The sequence below is a fragment of the Aquimarina rhabdastrellae genome, assembly GCA_947387485.1.
Classification (GTDB): domain Bacteria; phylum Bacteroidota; class Bacteroidia; order Flavobacteriales; family Flavobacteriaceae; genus Aquimarina.
Genome location: CANDNT010000014.1, coordinates 70534 through 91095, shown reverse-complemented (window position 1 = coordinate 91095; position 20562 = coordinate 70534). Strand labels below are relative to the sequence as shown.

General features: G+C 30.9%; 19 protein-coding genes. 12 read left to right on the top strand and 7 right to left on the bottom strand.

All coding sequences use genetic code 11. From position 1 onward, the window contains the following. A partial coding sequence (locus ACYEKI_RS17205; protein ID WP_459212444.1) for a type IX secretion system membrane protein PorP/SprF occupies positions 1-207 on the top strand: 207 nt, incomplete at its 5' end. A 77-nt stretch (positions 208-284) separates the two neighbouring features. Here the strand turns inward: ACYEKI_RS17205 and ACYEKI_RS17200 are convergent. From ACYEKI_RS17200 to ACYEKI_RS17190, 3 genes are all read right to left on the bottom strand, one after another. Next, on the bottom strand, positions 285-1136 hold the full coding sequence (locus tag ACYEKI_RS17200; protein WP_459212443.1) for an SdiA-regulated domain-containing protein: 852 nt from the start codon (positions 1134-1136) through the stop codon (positions 285-287). 6 nt (positions 1137-1142) lie between these two features. Further along, on the bottom strand, positions 1143-1592 hold the full coding sequence (locus tag ACYEKI_RS17195; protein ID WP_459212442.1) for a Dps family protein: 450 nt from the start codon (positions 1590-1592) through the stop codon (positions 1143-1145). A gap of 156 nt (positions 1593-1748) precedes the next feature. Further along, positions 1749-2837: a M42 family metallopeptidase gene (locus ACYEKI_RS17190; protein WP_459212441.1), complete on the bottom strand. Its 1089-nt coding sequence runs from the start codon at positions 2835-2837 to the stop codon at positions 1749-1751. Between the two features lie 103 nt (positions 2838-2940). Between ACYEKI_RS17190 and ACYEKI_RS17185 the strand changes: the two genes are divergently transcribed. Beyond that, entirely contained in the window at positions 2941-3648 is a 708-nt protein-coding gene (locus ACYEKI_RS17185; RefSeq protein WP_459212440.1) for a DUF4294 domain-containing protein, read from the top strand. A gap of 97 nt (positions 3649-3745) precedes the next feature. Next, entirely contained in the window at positions 3746-5200 is a 1455-nt protein-coding gene (locus ACYEKI_RS17180; RefSeq protein WP_459212439.1) for a hypothetical protein, read from the top strand. Positions 5201-5259: 59 nt separating this feature from the next. Here the strand turns inward: ACYEKI_RS17180 and ACYEKI_RS17175 are convergent, their stop codons facing one another. From ACYEKI_RS17175 to recF, 3 genes are all read right to left on the bottom strand, one after another. Next, positions 5260-5556, bottom strand: coding sequence for a DUF721 domain-containing protein (locus tag ACYEKI_RS17175; protein ID WP_459212438.1), 297 nt, complete (start codon positions 5554-5556; stop codon positions 5260-5262). Continuing rightward, a complete protein-coding gene (locus ACYEKI_RS17170; protein ID WP_459212437.1) occupies positions 5556-5975 on the bottom strand; it encodes a lipocalin-like domain-containing protein in 420 nt (139 codons plus the stop codon). The genes ACYEKI_RS17175 and ACYEKI_RS17170 overlap by 1 nt, the downstream gene beginning before the upstream one ends. A 67-nt stretch (positions 5976-6042) precedes the next feature. Continuing rightward, positions 6043-7122 carry a DNA replication/repair protein RecF gene (recF, locus tag ACYEKI_RS17165; protein WP_459212436.1) on the bottom strand — a complete coding sequence of 360 codons (1080 nt, stop codon included), beginning with the start codon at positions 7120-7122 and terminating at the stop codon, positions 6043-6045. Between the two features lie 143 nt (positions 7123-7265). On the opposite strand from recF, the gene ACYEKI_RS17160 reads away from it, so the two are divergent. The 7 genes from ACYEKI_RS17160 to ACYEKI_RS17130 all read left to right on the top strand — a co-directional run bounded on the left by ACYEKI_RS17160 (position 7266) and on the right by ACYEKI_RS17130 (position 13675). Continuing rightward, positions 7266-8051, top strand: coding sequence for a tetratricopeptide repeat protein (locus tag ACYEKI_RS17160; RefSeq protein WP_459212435.1), 786 nt, complete (start codon positions 7266-7268; stop codon positions 8049-8051). Positions 8052-8064: 13 nt separating this feature from the next. Next, a complete protein-coding gene (gene ribH / locus ACYEKI_RS17155; protein WP_459212434.1) occupies positions 8065-8562 on the top strand; it encodes a 6,7-dimethyl-8-ribityllumazine synthase in 498 nt (165 codons plus the stop codon). A 148-nt stretch (positions 8563-8710) separates the two neighbouring features. Further along, positions 8711-9004 (top strand): hypothetical protein, encoded by a 294-nt coding sequence (locus tag ACYEKI_RS17150; protein WP_459212433.1) that lies wholly within the window; start codon positions 8711-8713, stop codon positions 9002-9004. Continuing rightward, the gene (gene mutL, locus ACYEKI_RS17145; RefSeq protein WP_459212432.1) at positions 9005-10930 is read left to right on the top strand and encodes a DNA mismatch repair endonuclease MutL; all 1926 of its coding nucleotides are present in this window, start codon (positions 9005-9007) and stop codon (positions 10928-10930) included. 3 nt (positions 10931-10933) lie between these two features. Beyond that, entirely contained in the window at positions 10934-11725 is a 792-nt protein-coding gene (locus tag ACYEKI_RS17140) for a rhomboid family intramembrane serine protease (protein WP_459212431.1), read from the top strand. After that, positions 11722-12618, top strand: coding sequence for a rhomboid family intramembrane serine protease (locus tag ACYEKI_RS17135; RefSeq protein WP_459212430.1), 897 nt, complete (start codon positions 11722-11724; stop codon positions 12616-12618). The genes ACYEKI_RS17140 and ACYEKI_RS17135 overlap by 4 nt, the downstream gene beginning before the upstream one ends. Before the next feature lie 28 nt (positions 12619-12646). Then, positions 12647-13675, top strand: coding sequence for an endonuclease/exonuclease/phosphatase family protein (locus ACYEKI_RS17130; RefSeq protein ID WP_459212429.1), 1029 nt, complete (start codon positions 12647-12649; stop codon positions 13673-13675). 81 nt (positions 13676-13756) lie between these two features. Here the strand turns inward: ACYEKI_RS17130 and ACYEKI_RS17125 are convergent, their stop codons facing one another. Then, positions 13757-16309, bottom strand: coding sequence for an ATP-dependent Clp protease ATP-binding subunit (locus ACYEKI_RS17125; protein WP_459212428.1), 2553 nt, complete (start codon positions 16307-16309; stop codon positions 13757-13759). Positions 16310-16673: 364 nt separating this feature from the next. On the opposite strand from ACYEKI_RS17125, the gene gyrA reads away from it, so the two are divergent. Beyond that, the gene (gene gyrA, locus ACYEKI_RS17120) at positions 16674-19205 is read left to right on the top strand and encodes a DNA gyrase subunit A (protein WP_459212427.1); all 2532 of its coding nucleotides are present in this window, start codon (positions 16674-16676) and stop codon (positions 19203-19205) included. Between the two features lie 45 nt (positions 19206-19250). Further along, entirely contained in the window at positions 19251-20525 is a 1275-nt protein-coding gene (locus tag ACYEKI_RS17115) for a tetratricopeptide repeat protein (protein WP_459212426.1), read from the top strand. Positions 20526-20562: the final 37 nt, after the last annotated feature.

Here is a 20562-nt window from a genome sequence, read left to right as displayed (position 1 = left end):
GGTGCATCGACTATAGAGGGACAAAACTTACAATATATCACCCCATTTGTAGGAGTTAATTACAAGAAGTGGATGTTAGGATACACATATAGTTATCAAACAAATGATATTGTAATCGATAAGAGTTACCATCAATTAACATTAGGATATGATTTCGGAAAACGAAAAGAACGTTATGATTGTAATTGTCCAGCAGTAAATTACTAGATACTATTTCTTAAACATAAAAAAGACCAGTATAATTCAAGTATTTATACTGGTCTTTTTATTTTATAAAGAATATTCTAATTTAACGAATATTGATATAAACTAGCAGCACTTCTTTTACTGGTTTCATTGCTAATATAAAGTGTATTATCATCAATAAAAGTAATGCCTTCTTTTTGAGAAAAATGTTTAAGCTTTATTTTTTGAACATCACCATCAAATAAATGATCTCCTTCAAAATTAGATAATAAGTATATTTTATTATAGGTTAATAAAGCTATTTTATCACCATTTGTATTTATAGCTGCAGCAGTAATAAAACAATCTCTAGAATCGTTACCTATACTATAAGTTGTAAGAAGTTTGGCTTTAAAACTCCCTTCTTTAGCAGGAAGCTTATAAAGTTTAGTAATACCATTAAACTTAGAACTTCTATTTTTTGTAAAAAGATAGAAATAGTCATTGTGATAAATAAAAGCTTCAATGTCAAAATTGCGTTTAGATTTTTTAGGAGGAAAATCTTTCTGATCTTCAAGGCTAAAATGAGTAGCGCTTATTTTTGATGTATCGCTAGAATTTACTTTATAAATGACTAAATCTTTACGCTTATTATCATTATTTCCAAAATCTCCTATAAAGATGTTTCCATTATGATCATAAGCTAAATCTTCCCAATCTACATTAGTAATCGATGTAGGTAATGTATTTTGATGTACAAGTTCTCCTTCGAGATTTAATTGAAATAATGTATTAGCGTTACCAGAATCATTAATAGCATATAAGGTTTTAGTCTTATGTGTATAATTGATACCTGAGATTTCATCCAAAGTTGATGGTAACGTAGCTACTTTCTGTAGTTTAGAATCTTTTTGACTTTGACAACTTATAAAAACATTAAAAGCAATAATCAAGAAAGAGAGTTTGTGCATATGATCTTATTTTTTTTGATTCCAAGCGTGAAGCATCCAACTGGTTTTTTCAAGTTCACCGATATAAGTTCCAGTAATGTCTAGAGTACCATTATCTTCGGTATCTTCGGCTAATTTGGTAACAGTATTAAGTTGATTTAATAAAATTTCGTAATCAGACAGTATCGCAGATACCATATCATGATCAACTAGATCAGAACTAGCTTCTTTGATATTAGATAGCTGTAAATAATCACTAAAATTGCTTACAGGTTGTGCTCTAAGTGTAAGAATACGTTCAGCAATCTCATCAATTTTAAGCTTAGCGTCTTCATATAACTCTTCAAATTTTTCATGTAATTGGAAGAAGTTTTGTCCTTTTACATTCCAATGAAAATTACGAAGTTTTTGATAGTGAAGGTGGTAATCTGCTAATAAAACATTAAGTGCGTCTACTGTGTTTTGGTGTGTATTCATTATAATTTTTTTTTATCAGTTATTTGATTTTTATACAAAATTATTATAGTTTATTAATGAATACCTTTAAAACTAATAATAGTTTTTTATATAGATATTGAGATAATTAATATAGCACATAATTTTTTAAAAATTATGTGCTATATCAGAACTTTTTTAGTCAAAATAACTAAAAGTTTCTCCTTCTTTAATATTTAATAAGGAATTGTAGATTAATTGTATAACGTTTTCTACATCTTCTCTGTGAACCATTTCAACTGTAGTATGCATATATCTCAATGGTAGTGAAATTAAAGCAGAAGCAACACCACCATTACTATAAGCAAAAGCATCTGTATCTGTACCTGTAAAACGACTTGAAGCCATACGTTGGAATGGAATTTCGTTCTTTTCTGCAGTTTCAATTAATAATTCACGTAGTTTATTTTGAACCGCAGGGGCATAAGAAATTACAGGGCCATCACCAATTTTTGTCTCTCCTTGAACTTTCTTTTCGATCATAGGAGTTGTGGTATCATGACAAACATCAGTAACTATAGCAACATCTGGTTTAATGGTATGAGTAATCATTTCTGCACCGCGTAAACCGATTTCTTCTTGAACAGAATTTGTAATGTATAGACCAAAAGGAAGCTTTTGATCATTTTCTTTTAATAAACGAGCTACTTCGGCAATCATAAAACCACCTATACGATTATCAAGGGCTCTACAAACAAATTTATTTTCGTTTAAAACAAAAAACTCATCTGGATAAGTAATAACACAACCTACATGAACCCCTAAAGCAAGAACTTCTTCTTTTGTAGTACAACCTACATCAATACAGATATTTTCTAAAGTAGGAGCTTGCTCTTTTCCAGATTTACGGGTATGTATAGCAGGCCATCCAAAAACACCTTTTACAATACCGTTTTTAGTATGGATATTTACACGTTTTGATGTGGCGATTTGATGATCACTACCACCATTTCTAATAACGTAAATTAAACCATTATCAGTAATATAGTTCACATACCATGAGATTTCGTCAGAATGACCTTCTATAACAACCTTATATTTTGCTTCTGGATTAATTACACCTACAGCAGTACCATAAGTATCGGTAATAAACTCATCAACATAAGGTTTAAGATAATCCATCCATATTTTTTGTCCCTCCCATTCGTATCCTGTTGGAGATGCGTTGTTTAGGTATTTTTCGAGAAAGTCTAACGACTTTTTATTTAAAATACTGTCTTTAGCCATGTTTGTTATTTTTTGACCAATTTAATAATATTCACAAAGATTTTACATTTTACAAATGGTTAATTGTTAATTTTGAAGCGATTTTAGTTACTATTAAGTATATATGCTAAAGAAAGTTGTTTACATTATAATATTCATTTTTTATAATCTAGGGTTCTGTCAAGTTGAAAAACAAAAAGACTCTATAGACCGGTATGTACAATATTATGTTATTGAAGGTGATACGATCCCTAAAGATGCTATTGGATTAGATGAAGTTATTATTTTAGGTAAACTACATTTTAAAGACAAGTATGAGCGTAGGAGATATTTGATTTTAAGAAGAAAAACACGTAAAGTATATCCGTATGCAAAATTAGCAGCTGATCGATTAACAAAATTGAACGAGCGTTTAGAAAAAATAAAGTCTAAAGGAGCAAGAAGGAGGTATATAAAACGTGTTCAAAAATATATAGAAGGAGAATTTACTGCCGAGTTAAAGAAAATGACACGAACAGAGGGGCAAATATTAGTTAAACTTGTTCATAGACAAACAGGTAAAACAATGTTTGATCTTGTAAAACAATATAGGAGTGGATGGAGTGCTTTTTGGTATAATAGCACAGCTAGCCTTTTTGATATTTCTTTAAAACGTAAATATAATCCTCTTGAAATAGAAGAAGATTATTGGATAGAAGATATTTTACAACGAAGTTTTCAATCAGACATATTAGAAGAACAAAAAACAGCTTTAGATTTTAAATATCATCAACTCACCTATAAATGGGCTGATACAACCACTAGTACAGGCGTTCGTTTTAAACAAAAATAATGTTTTATAAATCTAATTTTTATGTGAGTTCTGATTAAAAATGTTTTGGCTATTTATTAGTATTTGATGTTCTTTGTAGCATTAAATTATTATATAAATGAAAAAAAGAAATTTATCAATCAAAGTAATCTTGGCTGCATTATTTATAACAGCCTGTCAAAGTGATAATGACACTCAAGTAGAAGAAGAATTATCAACAGAAGAGATTAGAGAACAAACAATAGAAACACTTACTGCTGGAAATTCTAAAACATGGTATGTTGTAGATGCTAAATTGCATAATGGCAATGAAACATTGAATCTTACAGGAAACTATAATGTAATTGATGATGAGTTTGTATTTTCTGAAACAGATAATGATGAAATAGCATTAGTTTGGAATAGAGGATATGATATTAAAACAGATGCATCAACTGTTAAAGAGACTTTTTCTGATAGTTATATTTCCAAAAAGGAAACTATATTAACATATCAAGATGAGAATAGTACAATATTAGCCTCTAATGTAGAGGGTATAGAAATAGATGTAGTTAATACTACTACGGCTAATATTAGAATTAATACTGAATCTGGAGGATCATTAATTTTTGTTCTTAATCAAAAATTATTAGAACATTATTCCTCTCCGCCATCTTCAGAACTACATTTTACAGAAGCTTTTACTATATATGCCTCGAGCATAGGTGATCCAGGAATGAGGGGCTCATATCAAGAAAATAGTATATATATAGGAATTAGAGAAAATGAGATTAATGATCCGAATAATTATTTCTCAGAAAAAATAATAAAGCATAATTTAGATAACAATAATCAAATTGAAAGAGTCTCCAGAAGTGGTTTTAGTACAAAGCAATTACATATTATTGACGATAAATTATATGTTGTAGCTGGATTTGATGTAAATACTTATGAACTTGATATAATAGAAGAACCTATTTATGTTCCTCATAATAAGGTTTTTTCAAGATTTGGAACAGCCTATATAGATAATACTATTTATATTATAGGTGGAGATTTTAATTATAGAGAACAATCTAATAAAATTTATAAATGGGATATAGAGACTGAAACATTAATAGAATTTGCTACTTTACCTGAAAAAAGATTTGGAGCTAGAGGAACAATAATTAATAATTATTTATATGTATTTGGTGGAAGGGAAGTATTTAGTTTGAATACTCCTGAGAAAAATACAGTTTATAAAATTGATTTAAATAATCCTACGAACATAGAAACTTTCTATATGGATAGAGGTATACGTCATACGTTTGTACAACGATTAAACAATTTGATTTATGTAGCAGGACAGAGTCAAAATTATAATAATGATGGAAATATTATAAGTAGAGATTTTGTAATAGGAGTATATAATACTTTAGATAATTCGTATCGAGAATTAGAAACAGATATAGAAAATAATAGCGGATATAAAACTATTCACCAAATGAAAATACTTGATAATAAAATGTATATTCTTTATAGTGATAATGATTTATTAAGAAACAACGCAGAATTCAAAGAATGGGATATTTTAGTTAGTGACTTAAATTAATTAAAAGAAGTAATGATAAAAAAACAATGATGCCTATAAAAGGTATCATTGTTTTTTTATTACCTTAAAACTAATTTTTTAATTAATTCTTTTCCTAAGGTTTCATTGAGATTTCTTATGATTTTTTGTACACCATAGCTTAATTCTTCACGTAAAACAGAAGAACTTAACTGTACATAAAGCACATCATTTTTTAAAGCAATGTTTTGAGTATATCTCATAATAGCAGGACCCATTACTTGTTCCCAAACTTGTTGTACTTGAACCTTATCAAGTCCTTTTTGTAAATTATTATCAGCGACAAAAGTTTTTAATAAATCGCTTAAAGAAAGGTTGTTATTTTCACGTCTAGCCATTAGAGTTCGATTTTTTGATAAGGTCTATAATGATAAATGTTTCCAGTTTGATTTTTTACTATTAATACTGTTTTACTAGCATTTAAAACAGTTTCTTTCCATGAAGCTTGAGGAGTTTTATAATACATATATAAACTATCATTTTCTATTTTAAATGTAAAATGTTCGCTATCATTTGTAGAAATAAATGTACCATCAAGTTTAGGCTGTAATTTTTTACGAATACCAATGCTATCCTTTACTTCAAAAAAATCTATAATAGGGTTGAATTTATACGCTTTTTTTGAACCATCTCCCATAACTACATGATCAATTTCCCAATAACCTTCAAAAAAAGGTATGAATGTTTCAGGTTTAGGACTAGTACAATTAGCAAAAGATAAACATATAAAAAGTAAAAATAAACTTCTGTAAAGCATAAGCGTGTTAGGTTGCATATTCAAGATGCAAATTTCGGATTAAAAAAGTTTAAAAAAAAGAAGAACTTTAGAGTTTAATAATTTTGTATGATTGAGAAATCTTTTTAACAACACTTTCTGTTCGATCAGCATGAGTATCACTAATAAATAATTGACCAAAATTTTTATCATCTACGAGTTTGATGATATGTTCTACACGTTTTTCGTCAAGTTTATCAAAAATATCATCCAAAAGTAAAATTGGATGAACCTGATTCTGTTCTTTGATAAAATCAAATTGTGCAAGTTTTAAAGCAATCAAGAAAGATTTTTGTTGCCCTTGACTTCCAAATTTTTTGATAGGGAAACCATCAATTTCAAAACTTAAATCATCTTTGTGTATACCTACACTAGTATATTGTAATACGCGATCCTTTTGTAAGCTTTCTTCGAGAAGAGTTGTTAAAGAAGTATCCGTTAGTTTACTTTGATAACGTAAAGATACTTTTTCTCTACCAGAACTAATTGCTTCATATCGAGCTATAAAAATAGGAATGAAAATATCTAAAAAAGCTTTGCGTTTTTGATGAATTACAGTTCCATAGTCCTCCATTTGCTGATTGTAAATCTCTAATGTAGTAGGATCAAAAGTACTATTAGCTGCAAAATATTTAAGTAAAGAATTACGCTGTGTAACAACCTTTGTGTAGTTTAAAAGAGCAGATAAATAGGAAGCATCACTTTGAGAAATTACACCGTCAATAAACTTGCGGCGCATACTACTTCCTTCGGTAATTAAATCACGATCTGCAGGAGAAATAATAACTAGAGGTAAAAAACCTATATGTTCACTAAAAGTATCATAAGCTTTCCCATTACGTTTAATAACTTTTTTCTGTCCTTTTTTAGCACTGATAATTACTTTTTCTTCACGTTCGAGTTTATCATATAAACCATCAATTACAAAAAAATCGGCATTATGATTAATATTTTGACTAGTGATAGGGTTAAAATAGCTTTTGCCAAAAGATAAATGGTATATAGCATCTAAGACATTGGTTTTACCTACACCGTTATGACCTACAAAACAATTGATTTTGTGATCAAAGTCTACACTAAAAGACTCAAAATTCTTATAGTTGATTAATGAAAGCTTTTTTAAAATCATAAAATAAAATCCCCTCTGGTACCGTTCTTTTTTATAAGAAGTCTATATTTGAAAGTGCAAATTATTGAAAAATAACAAATATTTTATCTTTCAGATTTCAATAAAAATTTTATTTTTGCGCACCATCACATTAAATTCAATTTATGGCAACTTATAAGAAAAGAGGATATAAACCTAAAAAGAAAGCAGAAATTATAGAGGATGTTGTTGAAGATATCGCAGTAGAAGATTCAACAACTGCAGAGGTATTTGACAAGCTAGATGAAGGTGCATCAAAAACTGAAGAGTGGGTTGCTGCTAATCAGAAATATATCTTTATTGTAATAGGAATTATAGTAGTGGCAGTTATGGGATACTTAGGATTCCAGAAATTTATCCAAGAGCCTAAAGAGATAGATGCTACTAATGAAATGTTCCAAGCTCAAGAGTATTTTGACAATGCGTTGAATGGAAATGAAAAGGTAAGTGATTCTTTATACAACCTTGCATTAACAGGAGGTAATGGTAAATATGGTTTCTTAGAAATTATAGAAAATTACGGAGGTACAAAAGCGGCTAATTTAGCTGAGTACTATGCAGGTTTTGCGTATTTAAATACAAATAAATACCAAGAGGCAATTGCTCATTTAGAGAAATTTAATGGTGGTGATGAAATATTAGGACCTTTAGCAGCTGGAGGAATTGGTGATGCTTTTGCTCAATTAAACCAGATGGAAGATGCTTTAAAGTATTATGAAAAGGCAGCTACTAGCCAAACAAATGAATTTACTACACCTAAATTTTTACTAAAAGCTGGAGTAACTGCTATCAGTTTAGGTAAAGCTGATGTGGCGATTAAATATTTAGAGCGTATTAAAGAAGAATACTCTAAAACAACTGAAGCTAACCAAGCAGATGTATATTTAGGACAAGCTAAAGCAATGAAATAATAGATAGCAATATATGGCTACAGAAAATAAAAATTTATCACAATACGATAAAGCTACAATCCCAAATGCGAAAGACTTTCGATTTGGGATTGTTGTTTCAGAATGGAATGAAGAAATAACAGAAGGGCTTTTTCAAGGAGCTTTTGATGCCTTAATTGATTGCGGAACATTAAAAGAGAATATTGTAAGATGGAATGTTCCTGGGAGTTTCGAATTAATTTATGGATGTAAAAAAATGCAACAAAGTTATGACATGCTAGATGTTGTAATCGCAATAGGAAATGTCATTCAAGGAGAAACCAAACATTTTGATTTTGTATGCGAAGGTGTTACTCAAGGAATCAAAGACTTAAATATACAAAGTGATATTCCTGTAATTTTTTGTGTATTAACCGATAATAACAGACAACAATCTATTGATCGATCTGGAGGTAAACACGGAAATAAAGGAACAGAAGCAGCTATTGCAGCTATAAAAATGGCGCAACTACGCAAAGACGCTAAGTTTTAAATAGTAGAACTAAGCAAAAAAGTCATAATATACAATTACGGCATTATCCTTGCTATACAAGTAGATAAAGGGAAGCTATAAAAAATGCTTTATAGTACGCCCTATTTTGAGTATATTTGAGTATCAGAAATAAAGAAAGGAGAAGGCCGTGAAAGTTAATATTCTTAAAAAGAAGACAAATAGACGATTTAACTACACCCCAAGATATTACAAGGGGAAAGATGTAGGTAATGTCTATGAGATGGGAAGTAGAATAGAAAAATATAGAGAGACGACAAATGCTATTGATTTTGGATCTCATTGGGCCGAAGCAAGAAAGAGTAGTCGAACTCGTGGAAATAGAGAAATAAACAAGCGAGTGATCTTTATTGCAATGCTTTTAATTTTTATATTTCTGTATATAATAGACTTTGATTTATCCATATTTACTGCAGGTCGATAAATGTCAGATATAATACAATTATTACCAGATCATGTAGCAAATCAAATTGCTGCTGGTGAAGTGGTGCAACGTCCAGCTTCTGTTGTAAAGGAGCTTATGGAAAATGCTATTGATGCAGATGCAACCACTATAAAACTAATCATAAAAGAAGCTGGAAAAACACTTGTTCAAGTCATTGATGATGGAAAAGGAATGAGTGTGACTGACGCACGTTTATGTTTTGAACGTCACGCTACTTCGAAAATTAAAAGTGCAGACGATTTATTTAAACTAAATACTAAAGGATTTCGTGGAGAAGCTTTGGCTTCTATTGCTGCGATAGCACATGTAGAACTAAAAACACGTCAAGAAAAAGACGAAGTTGGTACAGAGATTAGAATTGAAGGAAGTGAGATTAGTTCTCAAGAAGTGTGTGTAACACCAAAAGGAACTTCAATTAGTGTTAAAAATCTTTTTTATAATATTCCTGCAAGACGCAATTTTTTAAAATCCAATACTGTAGAGCTACGTCATATACTTGATGAATTTCATCGTGTAGCAATGGCACATCCTAATATACGGTTCGAAATGTTCCATAATGGGAACGAAGTATTTAATCTTCCAGGAAGTAATTATAGACAACGTATAGTAAATATTTTTGGAGGAAAAACCAATGAAAAATTAGTTCCGGTTGATGAAGAAACAGATCTGGTTACTATAAGTGGTTTTGTTGGTAAACCAGAATTTGCCAAAAAGAGTAGAGGAGAACAATTTTTCTTTGTTAATGATCGCTTTATTAAAAGTGCGTATTTAAATCATGCAGTAAATTCGGCTTTTGAGGGATTGTTAAAAGAGAAAACACATCCTAGCTATTTTTTGTACCTCAAAGTTGATCCAAAATGTATAGATATTAATATACATCCTACTAAAACCGAAATTAAGTTTGATGATGAACATTCATTATATGCGATGTTAAGATCAACAATTAAACATAGTCTAGGGCAATTTAATGTAGCACCTGTTTTAGATTTTGATAGGGATTCTAGTATGGATACTCCTTATGAGTATAAAAATAAATCTGCATTTACACCTACTATAGAAGTTGATCGTACCTTTAATCCATTTAAAGAAGAGAGTAGTTCTATACGATCAGATAGGTCGTTATCAAATACAAACTTTGGAAAAGGAGAGACGTTTTCAAAACAGAGAAAAGATACTACTGGTAGTTGGGAAAACCTATATGTGGGACTAGAATCTTCTATGCAAGAGATTAGTAAACAAAGAGAATTAGATGAAGAAGAGGAAGAAGAAACATTTTCATCTATCCAATTTGAAAGTACAGAGGTTACAGGTTCTTTATTCGATGAGAAGGACACTTCTACTTTAGAAAAGAAAGATACATATCAATTACAGCGAAAATATATCATTACGACTATAAAAAGTGGTATGATTATATTGAATCAACATAGAGCTCATGAGAGAGTTTTGTATGAAGAAATGCTGAAGAATATTACTATGGCAAATGCGGTAAGTCAGCAATTGCTATTTCCGCTAATGTTATCTTTTTCTGTACAAGAAATGGTGATTTTAAAAAGTGTAAAAGAGCAATTAGAGAATACAGGTTTTGTTTTTGGCGCTTTTAAAGATGAAGAAATTGAGATCATGGGAATACCTACTGTAATCACAGAAAGTGAAGTATCTGTATTATTAGAACAATTGTTAAGTGATCTTGAAAATGAAGTTCCAGAAAAAGGATTTTCTCAAACAGATATCTTGGCTAGATCAATGGCAAAAAGTGTGGCCGTTAAAACAGGAGTATTATTAGATCAAATGCAACAACAGCATCTAGTAAATAGTCTTTTTGCTTGTACAGAACCTACAATTACGCCAGATAATAAACCAACATTTATAACACTGACCGTAGACGAAATTGATAAGAAATTTTAAGAAATGAGAGGAATTTCAGATACAGTAAAACATTTACTGATTATAAATGTTCTTTTTTGGATAGGGACACTTACGATAGGACAAGGAGGTACTATTTTTACCAATTTATTTGCATTTCATGCTCCACAAAATGATATGTTCAAGCCATGGCAAGTACTTACTCATATGTTTATGCATGCCTCATATGTACCTACAGCAGGAGGTAGTACGGTGTATTTTCAACATATTTTATTTAATATGTTTGCCTTATGGATGTTTGGAACGCCAGTAGAACAACAATTAGGAAAGAAGAAATTTATATTTTTCTACTTATCAGCAGGTTTAGGAGCTTTGTTTATTCATGCAGGATATAATTATTTTCAGTTTAATTCAATATTAAATACATTAATTGAATCTGGATATGATAAATCGCAAATATTAGCGTTATTAAATGAAGGTAAATATGATACACGCTGGTTATCTGTAATAAATCAAGATACACTAGATACTTTTGTAAGTAATTTTTTAACTGTTTTAGTTGGAGCTTCTGGAGCAATTATGGGAGTGTTGGTAGCTTTTGGGATGTTATTCCCTAATCATAAATTGATGCTGATTTTTCTACCTATACCGATAAAAGCTAAATATTTTATTCCTGCAATTATCCTTATGGATTTGTTTTCGGTATTGACAGGAGTATCTATTTTTAGTCCGTCTAATACAGCGTATTTAGCCCATCTAGGAGGTGCTTTATTTGGGTTTATTATGATGTGGTACTGGAAAAAGAATTCGTTTAATAAACATCGTTGGGACAGATGAGTATATACGAGGATTTAAAACTTAAATACAAGAACTTTTCAATAATAGAAAAACTAATAGCTATCAATGTGGTAGCTTTTCTATTAAAAACTTTATTTTTTCTTTTTGGATTACCTCCGGTAACCTTAATAAAATGGCTAGGTTTTCCTAAAGAATTAATGGCATTTCTAGTTAAACCATGGACAATCATAACCTATGCATTTGTACATGCAGACTTATGGCATATTTTGTCAAATATGATTATCCTATATTTTTCGGGTAACTTTTTCATTAATTATTTCTCTGGTAGAAGAGCACTCACAGTTTATCTTTTAGGTGCAATAAGTGGAGCTTTACTGTTTATGCTTTCATTTAATCTATTTCCTGCATTTACTAATGTAAGTAGCTTACCTATGATAGGTGCATCGGCAGCTGTAATGGCGATTTTGATTGCTATAGCGACTTATATACCTAATATGGGAGTACGACTTATGTTTTTAGGAACAGTTAAGTTCTGGTGGATTGCAGCTTTTTTTGTTTTTATGGATATAGCGAGAATACCTGTGAGTAATGCAGGAGGACATATAGCGCATTTAGGAGGAGCTATTTTTGGGTATTGGTATGCTATACAAGCTAAAAAAGAAAAGAATATAGGTAGTGGTTTTGAAAATATGATGGATAAGTTAATTGCATTGTTTTCGTTTAAACCTAGAAGTCCGTTAAAAACAGTATATAAAGCAGAAGATTTTAAAAAGAAGAAGTATAAAACAACAAATACTTCTGTATCTAAAAATACTAAATCTCAACAACAAGAGCAGATCGATAAAATTTTAGATAAAATAAGTAAGAGTGGGTACGATAGTTTGACAAAACAAGAAAAGGATTTCCTGTTTAAATCAGGAAAGAATAATTAATAACCACTATTAAAATATATCATCACTAATGAAAAATTTAAAGCTACTTGATAAGTTTATCTTTTTGATGAATTCGGTAGTAGCTTGTACACTATTATTTTCGTACATCTTACCCTATATCTCGCCAGATACATTTCCCGTATTGTCTGTATTTAGTCTTACGGTTCCTTTATTAATTATAGTTAATGTATTGTTTTTGGCCTACTGGATAATAAAACTAAAAAAACAATTCTTATTGTCATTATTGGTGTTGTTAATAGGGACATCGCATATTACATCATTATATAATTTAGGAAGCAATACTAGAAAAAATCATAGCGAAAGAGATATTTCTGTACTCAATTATAATGTAAGAATGTTTAATCATTATAAATGGATAGCATCAGAAAGTGTAGGAGAAGAAATCATGACCTTTGTTAACAAAGAAGATCCTGCTATATTTTGTGTTCAAGAATATTATGATAATAAACAACTTAATTTTACAAATTTTAAATACAAATATGTAAAACTTAAAAAAGGAAAAAGTAAATCAGGACAAGCTATATTTTCTCAATACCCTATAATTAATAAAGGATCATTAGATTTTGAAAATACTGGAAACAATATCATTTATATAGATATAGTAGTTGACCGTGATACGATTAGGGTGTATAATGTACATTTAGAATCATTGAAAATTTCTCCGCAAGTAGAGAAATTAAAAGAAGAAGATTCAGAGAAGCTATTAGGACGTATAGGTTCTACATTTAAAATGCAACAACACCAAACAGAGCGATTCATTGAGCATTTAAATACATCACCGTATAAAGTGATTATAAGCGGAGATTTTAATAATACGGCATATTCTTATATCTATAATAAAATAGTGCAGGAAAATGTTGTTGACACCTTTAAAGACATAGGAAAAGGATTTGGACAAACTTTTGATTTTAACTTTTTCCCAATCCGAATAGATTTTATTCTGGTCTCTAAAGAATTTGATATTGTAGATTTTGAAAACTATGATGTTAAACTCTCAGATCATTATCCTATTATGACTAGAGTACGATATAAATAATGATACTTTTATTATAGATAAATATAAGAAAAGCCAGCTATTAAAGCTGGCTTTCTGTTATGATAAAGAATCTGTTAAAAATTAAGATTCTGTAGATTCTTCAGGTTTATCGATTTTGATAGTAAGTTCACTAGTGTTTTCATCAAGATCCATAAAGATTTGATCTCCTTCTTCAAGTTTTGAAGTAATGATTTCTTCTGCAAGAGCATCTTCAATATACTTTTGAATAGCACGTTTAAGAGGTCTAGCACCATATTGCTTGTCAAATCCTTTCTCCGTGATATAATCTTTGGCTTTATCACTAAGTTTAAGATCATAGCCTATAGTTTTGATTCTAGCATATAGCTTACTCAATTCGATATCGATGATCTTATGAATGTGCTCACGCTCTAAAGTATTAAAGACGATAACATCATCAACACGATTTAAAAATTCTGGAGCAAATGCCTTTTTAAGTGCATTCTCAATAATTCCCTTAGCATGATCGTCTGCTTGTGACTTTTTGGCAGAAGTACCAAAACCAACACCTTGTCCAAAATCTTTAAGTTTACGAGCTCCAATATTTGAAGTCATAATGATGATTGTATTTCTAAAATCAATTTTACGACCTAAGCTATCCGTAAGATATCCATCATCAAGTACTTGAAGCATCATATTAAATACATCAGGATGTGCTTTTTCTATCTCATCTAATAGTACTACAGAATAAGGTTTTCTACGAACTTTCTCAGTCAATTGACCACCTTCTTCATAACCTACATACCCTGGAGGTGCACCAATCAGTCTTGATACAGCAAACTTCTCCATATACTCACTCATATCGATACGAATCAAAGAGTCTAGGCTATCAAAAAGTTCTTTGGATAATACTTTTGCTAATTGTGTTTTTCCTACACCAGTTTGACCTAAAAAGATAAACGAACCAATAGGTTTATTTGGATCTTTAAGACCAGCACGGTTACGTTGGATAGCTTTAACAACTTTTGCAACAGCATCATCTTGACCAATTACCTTACCTTTAATTAATTCAGGTAATTCTGCTAATTTGTTACTTTCTGTTTGCGCAATACGATTTACAGGAATACCTGTCATCATAGAGATTACATCGGCAACATTTTCTTCGGTAACAGTTTCTTTATGAAGCTTAGCGTCATTTTCCCATTGCTCTTGAGCAATAGTTAACTCTTTTTCGATGCTTTTTTCGTCATCTCTAAGTTTTGCAGCTTCTTCATATTTTTGCTTCTTAACTACAGTATTCTTTAGCTCTCTTACTTCTTCAAGCTGACGTTCTAAATCCAAAATCTTTTTAGGAACATCAATATTAGTAATATGAACACGAGAACCTGCTTCATCCAATGCATCAATAGCTTTGTCTGGTAAGAATCTGTCTGTCATATAACGATTAGTAAGTTTTACACAAGCTTCTATCGCTTTTTCAGTATATATTACATTGTGATGCTCTTCATATTTTTCTTTAATATTTTCGAGAATCTCAATGGTTTCTTCAATATTAGTAGGCTCAACGATTACTTTTTGAAAACGACGTTCTAAAGCACCATCTTTTTCAATATACTGGCGATATTCATCAAGTGTAGTAGCACCTATACATTGAATTTCGCCTCGAGCTAAAGCAGGTTTAAACATATTTGAAGCGTCTAAACTACCAGTTGCTCCACCAGCACCAACGATGGTATGAATTTCATCAATAAAAAGGATGATATCATCATTCTTTTCAAGCTCATTCATAACCGCTTTCATACGTTCTTCAAACTGGCCTCTATATTTAGTTCCAGCGACTAAGCTAGCAAGGTCCAAAGTAACAACACGTTTATCAAATAAGATTCTAGAAACTTTACGCTTTACGATACGTAAAGCTAAACCTTCAGCTATAGCCGATTTACCTACACCCGGTTCTCCTATAAGTAGCGGATTGTTCTTTTTACGTCTACTTAAAATTTGAGAAACACGTTCAATTTCTTTTGCTCTTCCCACTACAGGATCAAGTTTACCTTCTTCTGCCATAGCTGTAAGATCACGTCCAAAGTTATCTAGAACAGGAGTTTTAGACTTCTTTGATACTTTACTGCCAGAAGGAGGGTTAAAAGGGTTGTCCTTAGGGATTTCACCAGAAGTATCGTCTTCATCAGAAAAAGACTCAGCTTGAGGTGTATCTATGTAATCATCTTCGCTTGTTAACATATATTTGAATTGTTCTTTTATTCTATTGTAACTTAACTTAAGGCGATTTAATAGTTTAGTTGTGGGGTCATTTTCATTTCGTAAAATGCACAATAATAAATGTGCAGAATTTATAATAGTACTTTGAAAAAGTTTAGCTTCTAAAAATGTTGTTTTTAAAGCACGCTCAGATTGACGAGTAAGATGTAAATTCTTCTTCTCATTAGCACTAATAGCTACATTAGGATTAGCAGGACTAAGAATCTCTACTTTTCTTCTCAAATGTGTTAAATCTATCTCTAGAGCGTTGAGAATATCAATAGCTTTACTATTACCATCTCTTAATAGCCCTAAGATTAGATGTTCTGTACCTATATAGTCGTGACCTAAACGCAAAGCCTCTTCTTTACTAAAGGCTATAATATCTTTTACTTTCGGCGAAAAATTATCATCCATACGCTTTCCTTCCTTTCTTTTTATCTAAAATAGTAATTTTTAATTTGATTAATACAAAAACTATTCCTTTTCGTATGTTATTAAATTATAAAGAATATTTAAATAATTACCATTTAAAAAAGAATAATAAGTTTAAAATGTTGATTCATAAAACTCTATGTTGTAAAAATAAAAAGAACTTCATATAACACGAAAAAGAAAGTGAGAAAAAATATTTTTTCTAGAATGGATTAAGACTTAGAGATATTAGTGGGTTTTAAGGAAAAGTTGTTAATAAATTACAAATTTTACGGTAAAGAAAATCATGAAAACTACGTGGATTTGCTTAAATTAGCGCGTTAAATAAATAATTAAATAATTTTTTATGGCTGAAGGAGAAAAGCTAATACCTATCAATATAGAGGATGAAATGAAGTCAGCTTACATCGATTATTCGATGTCAGTCATTGTGTCACGTGCATTGCCAGATGTAAGAGATGGATTAAAGCCCGTACATAGACGTGTTCTCTATGGTATGTATGAGTTAGGTGTAAAAGCGACTAGTGCTCATAAGAAATCTGCAAGAATTGTAGGAGAAGTATTAGGAAAGTATCACCCACATGGAGATACCTCTGTATACGATACAATGGTGCGTATGGCTCAAGAATGGAGTTTGAGATATATGCTTGTAGATGGACAAGGAAACTTCGGATCTGTAGATGGAGATAGCCCAGCAGCAATGCGTTATACAGAGGCTAGAATGCGTAAGATATCTGAGGATATGCTTGCAGATATAGAAAAAGATACCGTTGACCATACATTAAACTTTGACGATACACTTAAAGAACCTACAGTTTTACCTACACGTGTACCAGGATTATTAATTAATGGAGCTTCGGGAATTGCAGTAGGTATGGCAACAAATATGCCACCACATAATTTAAGTGAAGTTGTAGATGGTACAATAGCCTATATAGATAATAACGATATAGAGATTGATGAGTTAATGACTCATATCAAAGCTCCTGATTTTCCTACAGGAGGTATTATTTATGGTTATGATGGTGTAAGAGAGGCTTTTAAGACTGGGAAAGGACGTATAGTAATGCGTGCCAAAGCCAATTTTGAAGAAGTAAATGGTAGAGAATGTATCATAGTTACTGAAATTCCATATCAAGTGAATAAGGCTGATATGATTAAGAAAACAGCCGAGCTTGTAAATGATAAAAAAATAGAAGGTATTTCTAGTATCAGAGATGAATCTGATAGAAAAGGAATGCGTATAGTATATATATTAAAGAGAGATGCAATTCCTAATATTGTAATGAATCTCTTATTTAAATATACAGCACTTCAATCTTCTTTTAGTGTAAATAATATTGCTCTAGTAAACGGAAGACCACAGTTACTTAATATAAAGGATATGATTCATCATTTTGTTGAACATAGACATGAAGTTGTGGTACGTCGTACGCAATATGAATTAAAGAAAGCAGAAGAAAGAGCACATATATTAGAAGGATTAATTATTGCTTCAGATAATATTGATGAAGTTATAGCACTTATTCGTGGATCTAAAAACGCAGAAGAGGCTAGAACAAAATTAATAGAACGTTTTAATTTATCTGAAATTCAAGCCAGAGCGATAGTCGAAATGAGACTTCGTCAACTTACAGGACTAGAACAAGATAAGTTGCGTGCTGAGTTTGAAGAAATCATGAAAACTATCGAAGACTTGAAAGATATTCTAGCTAGAAAAGAGCGTAGAATGAATATCATCAAGGATGAATTGATAGAGGTAAAAGATAAGTATGGAGATGAGAGACGTTCTCAAATAGAATATGCTGGAGGAAACTTTAGTATAGAAGATATGATTCCTAATGATAAGGTTGTAATTACAATCTCTCATGCGGGATATATTAAACGTACATCTCTTACAGAATATAAGAAACAAAATAGAGGAGGAGTAGGACAAAAAGGAAGTACTACTCGTAATCAAGATTTCTTAGAGCATCTTTTTGTAGGAACAAATCACCAATACATGTTGTTCTTTACTCAAAAAGGTAAGTGTTTCTGGATGCGTGTTTTTGAAATACCAGAAGGAAATAAAACATCAAAAGGAAGAGCAATACAGAACTTGATCAATATTGAAAACGATGACAAAGTAAAAGCGTTCATCTGTACTCAAGATCTAAAAGACGAAGAATACATTAATAGTCATTATGTCATTATGGCTACTCGTAAAGGTCAAGTTAAAAAAACTTCATTAGAACAATATTCTCGTCCTAGAACAAATGGTATCAATGCGATTACTATTAAAGATAACGATGAGTTACTAGAAGCTAAATTAACAGATGGAAAAAGTCATGTGATGTTAGCGTTAAAGTCTGGAAAAGCTATTCGTTTTGAAGAAGAAAAAACACGTCCGATGGGGCGTGGTGCTTCAGGAGTAAGAGGTATTCGTATGGCTAGTGAGAATGACGAAGTTATAGGAATGGTAACTATGAATGATATGGATAGTAATATCTTAGTAGTATCAGAAAATGGTTATGGTAAACGTTCTAAACTAGATGATTATCGCGTAACTAATAGAGGTGGAAAAGGAGTTAAAACGATTTCGATTACCGATAAAACAGGAGAATTAGTAGCAATAAAGAACGTAACAGATGCAGATGATTTAATGATCATTAATAAATCTGGAATTGCTATTCGATTAGCTGTAGAAGAATTAAGAGTAATGGGACGTGCAACTCAAGGAGTACGTTTAATTAACCTTAAAGGGAAAGATGCTATTGCAGCTGTGGCAAAAGTGGTCAATGATGATGAAAATGTAGACGATGAAGAAGATTTAATTACAGATGAAACTACTGTAAATACTGACGATTCAGATAATGGCACAGAAATTGATAAAGATTAAAACAACGTATAATAAAACCCCAATAATTTTTAAACACACACAAGAATGAAAATTAAATTTTTTATGGCGTTATGCTTCGCGGCTAGTGCTGTAGGTTTTTCTCAAAAACAAGCAATCAAGTCAGCTCAAAAAGCTTTAAAATCAGGAAAGATAGATGTAGCTAAAGAAGCACTTAAGGCAGCAGAAGGGCAATTAGGAGCAGCTGATGGTAAGACAAAAGCTCAGTTTTACTTTTTGAAGGGACAAGCCTATGCAGCTGCAGGAGCAAATGCTACATTAGCAGATTATGAAACAGCTGCTAATGCATATAATAAAACTATAGAAGTAGAAAAGACTTCTGGAAAAGTAAAGTTTTCTCCTAAAGCTGAAACAGGAATTGGAGCAGTAAGAAACGCTTTAATTAACAGTGCAGTAAAAGACCAAACAGGTAAAAATTACAAAGGAGCTGCAGACAAATTATATTTAGGATATACAACGAACAAAGCAGATACTATTTACTTATATTATGCAGCTGCAAATGCAGTTAACGGTAAAGATTATGATGCAGCGTTAAAGTATTACAATGAGTTAAAAGGACTTAACTTTGACGGTTCTCAAACTGAGTATGTTGCTACAGAAAAGAAAACGGGTAAAGAAAAAGTTTTTTCTACAAAGTCTGAGCGTGATTTATTAGTAAAAGCTGGAGAATATATTGTACCTAAGCAACGTCAGTCTGCTTCTAAAAAAGGTGAGATAGCAAAGAATATTGCATTGATTTACATGAGTCAAGGTAAAAATGAAGAAGCTATTAAAGCTATGGAAGATGCTAAAAAAGAGAATCCTAACGATAATGGATTATTACAAGCAGAAGCTGATATCCAGTACAAATTAGGAAACTTGGCTAAGTATAAAGAATTAATGAAAGAGATTATAGCTAATGATCCTAATAATGCTGATTTATATTATAACTTAGGAGTAAGTGCTTCTAAATTAGGAGAGAATGATGAAGCATTAGAATACTATAAAAAAGCTATAGAATTGAATCCTAATTATGGATCTGCTCAAATTAATATTGCAGCTATCATCTTAAGCAAAGAAGGGAAAATTGTAGAAGAAATGAATGGTTTAGGAACTTCTTCAAAAGATTATGCTAGATATGATGTATTAAAGAAAGAGCGTAACAATGTATATAAAAGTGCAGTACCATATTTAGAAGGAGCTTTAAAAGCTAACCCAGAAAATGTAGAAGCTGTACGTACATTAATGAATATTTTCTATCAATTAGATGATCCTAAAGCGGATATCATGAAAGAAAAATTAAAAGCATTAGAAAATAAATAAGAAGAGTTTTCTTATAAATTTAAAAACTGGAATTAAT

Coding starts and splice junctions, on each gene's coding strand:
- ACYEKI_RS17200 (WP_459212443.1), bottom strand. CDS start 1,136: ATGCACAAACTCTCTTTCTTGATTATTGCTTTTAATGTTTTTATAAGT.
- ACYEKI_RS17195 (WP_459212442.1), bottom strand. CDS start 1,592: ATGAATACACACCAAAACACAGTAGACGCACTTAATGTTTTATTAGCA.
- ACYEKI_RS17190 (WP_459212441.1), bottom strand. CDS start 2,837: ATGGCTAAAGACAGTATTTTAAATAAAAAGTCGTTAGACTTTCTCGAA.
- ACYEKI_RS17185 (WP_459212440.1), top strand. CDS start 2,941: ATGCTAAAGAAAGTTGTTTACATTATAATATTCATTTTTTATAATCTA.
- ACYEKI_RS17180 (WP_459212439.1), top strand. CDS start 3,746: ATGAAAAAAAGAAATTTATCAATCAAAGTAATCTTGGCTGCATTATTT.
- ACYEKI_RS17175 (WP_459212438.1), bottom strand. CDS start 5,556: ATGGCTAGACGTGAAAATAACAACCTTTCTTTAAGCGATTTATTAAAA.
- ACYEKI_RS17170 (WP_459212437.1), bottom strand. CDS start 5,975: ATGCTTTACAGAAGTTTATTTTTACTTTTTATATGTTTATCTTTTGCT.
- recF (WP_459212436.1), bottom strand. CDS start 7,122: ATGATTTTAAAAAAGCTTTCATTAATCAACTATAAGAATTTTGAGTCT.
- ACYEKI_RS17160 (WP_459212435.1), top strand. CDS start 7,266: ATGGCAACTTATAAGAAAAGAGGATATAAACCTAAAAAGAAAGCAGAA.
- ribH (WP_459212434.1), top strand. CDS start 8,065: ATGGCTACAGAAAATAAAAATTTATCACAATACGATAAAGCTACAATC.
- mutL (WP_459212432.1), top strand. CDS start 9,005: ATGTCAGATATAATACAATTATTACCAGATCATGTAGCAAATCAAATT.
- ACYEKI_RS17140 (WP_459212431.1), top strand. CDS start 10,934: ATGAGAGGAATTTCAGATACAGTAAAACATTTACTGATTATAAATGTT.
- ACYEKI_RS17135 (WP_459212430.1), top strand. CDS start 11,722: ATGAGTATATACGAGGATTTAAAACTTAAATACAAGAACTTTTCAATA.
- ACYEKI_RS17130 (WP_459212429.1), top strand. CDS start 12,647: ATGAAAAATTTAAAGCTACTTGATAAGTTTATCTTTTTGATGAATTCG.
- ACYEKI_RS17125 (WP_459212428.1), bottom strand. CDS start 16,309: ATGGATGATAATTTTTCGCCGAAAGTAAAAGATATTATAGCCTTTAGT.
- gyrA (WP_459212427.1), top strand. CDS start 16,674: ATGGCTGAAGGAGAAAAGCTAATACCTATCAATATAGAGGATGAAATG.
- ACYEKI_RS17115 (WP_459212426.1), top strand. CDS start 19,251: ATGAAAATTAAATTTTTTATGGCGTTATGCTTCGCGGCTAGTGCTGTA.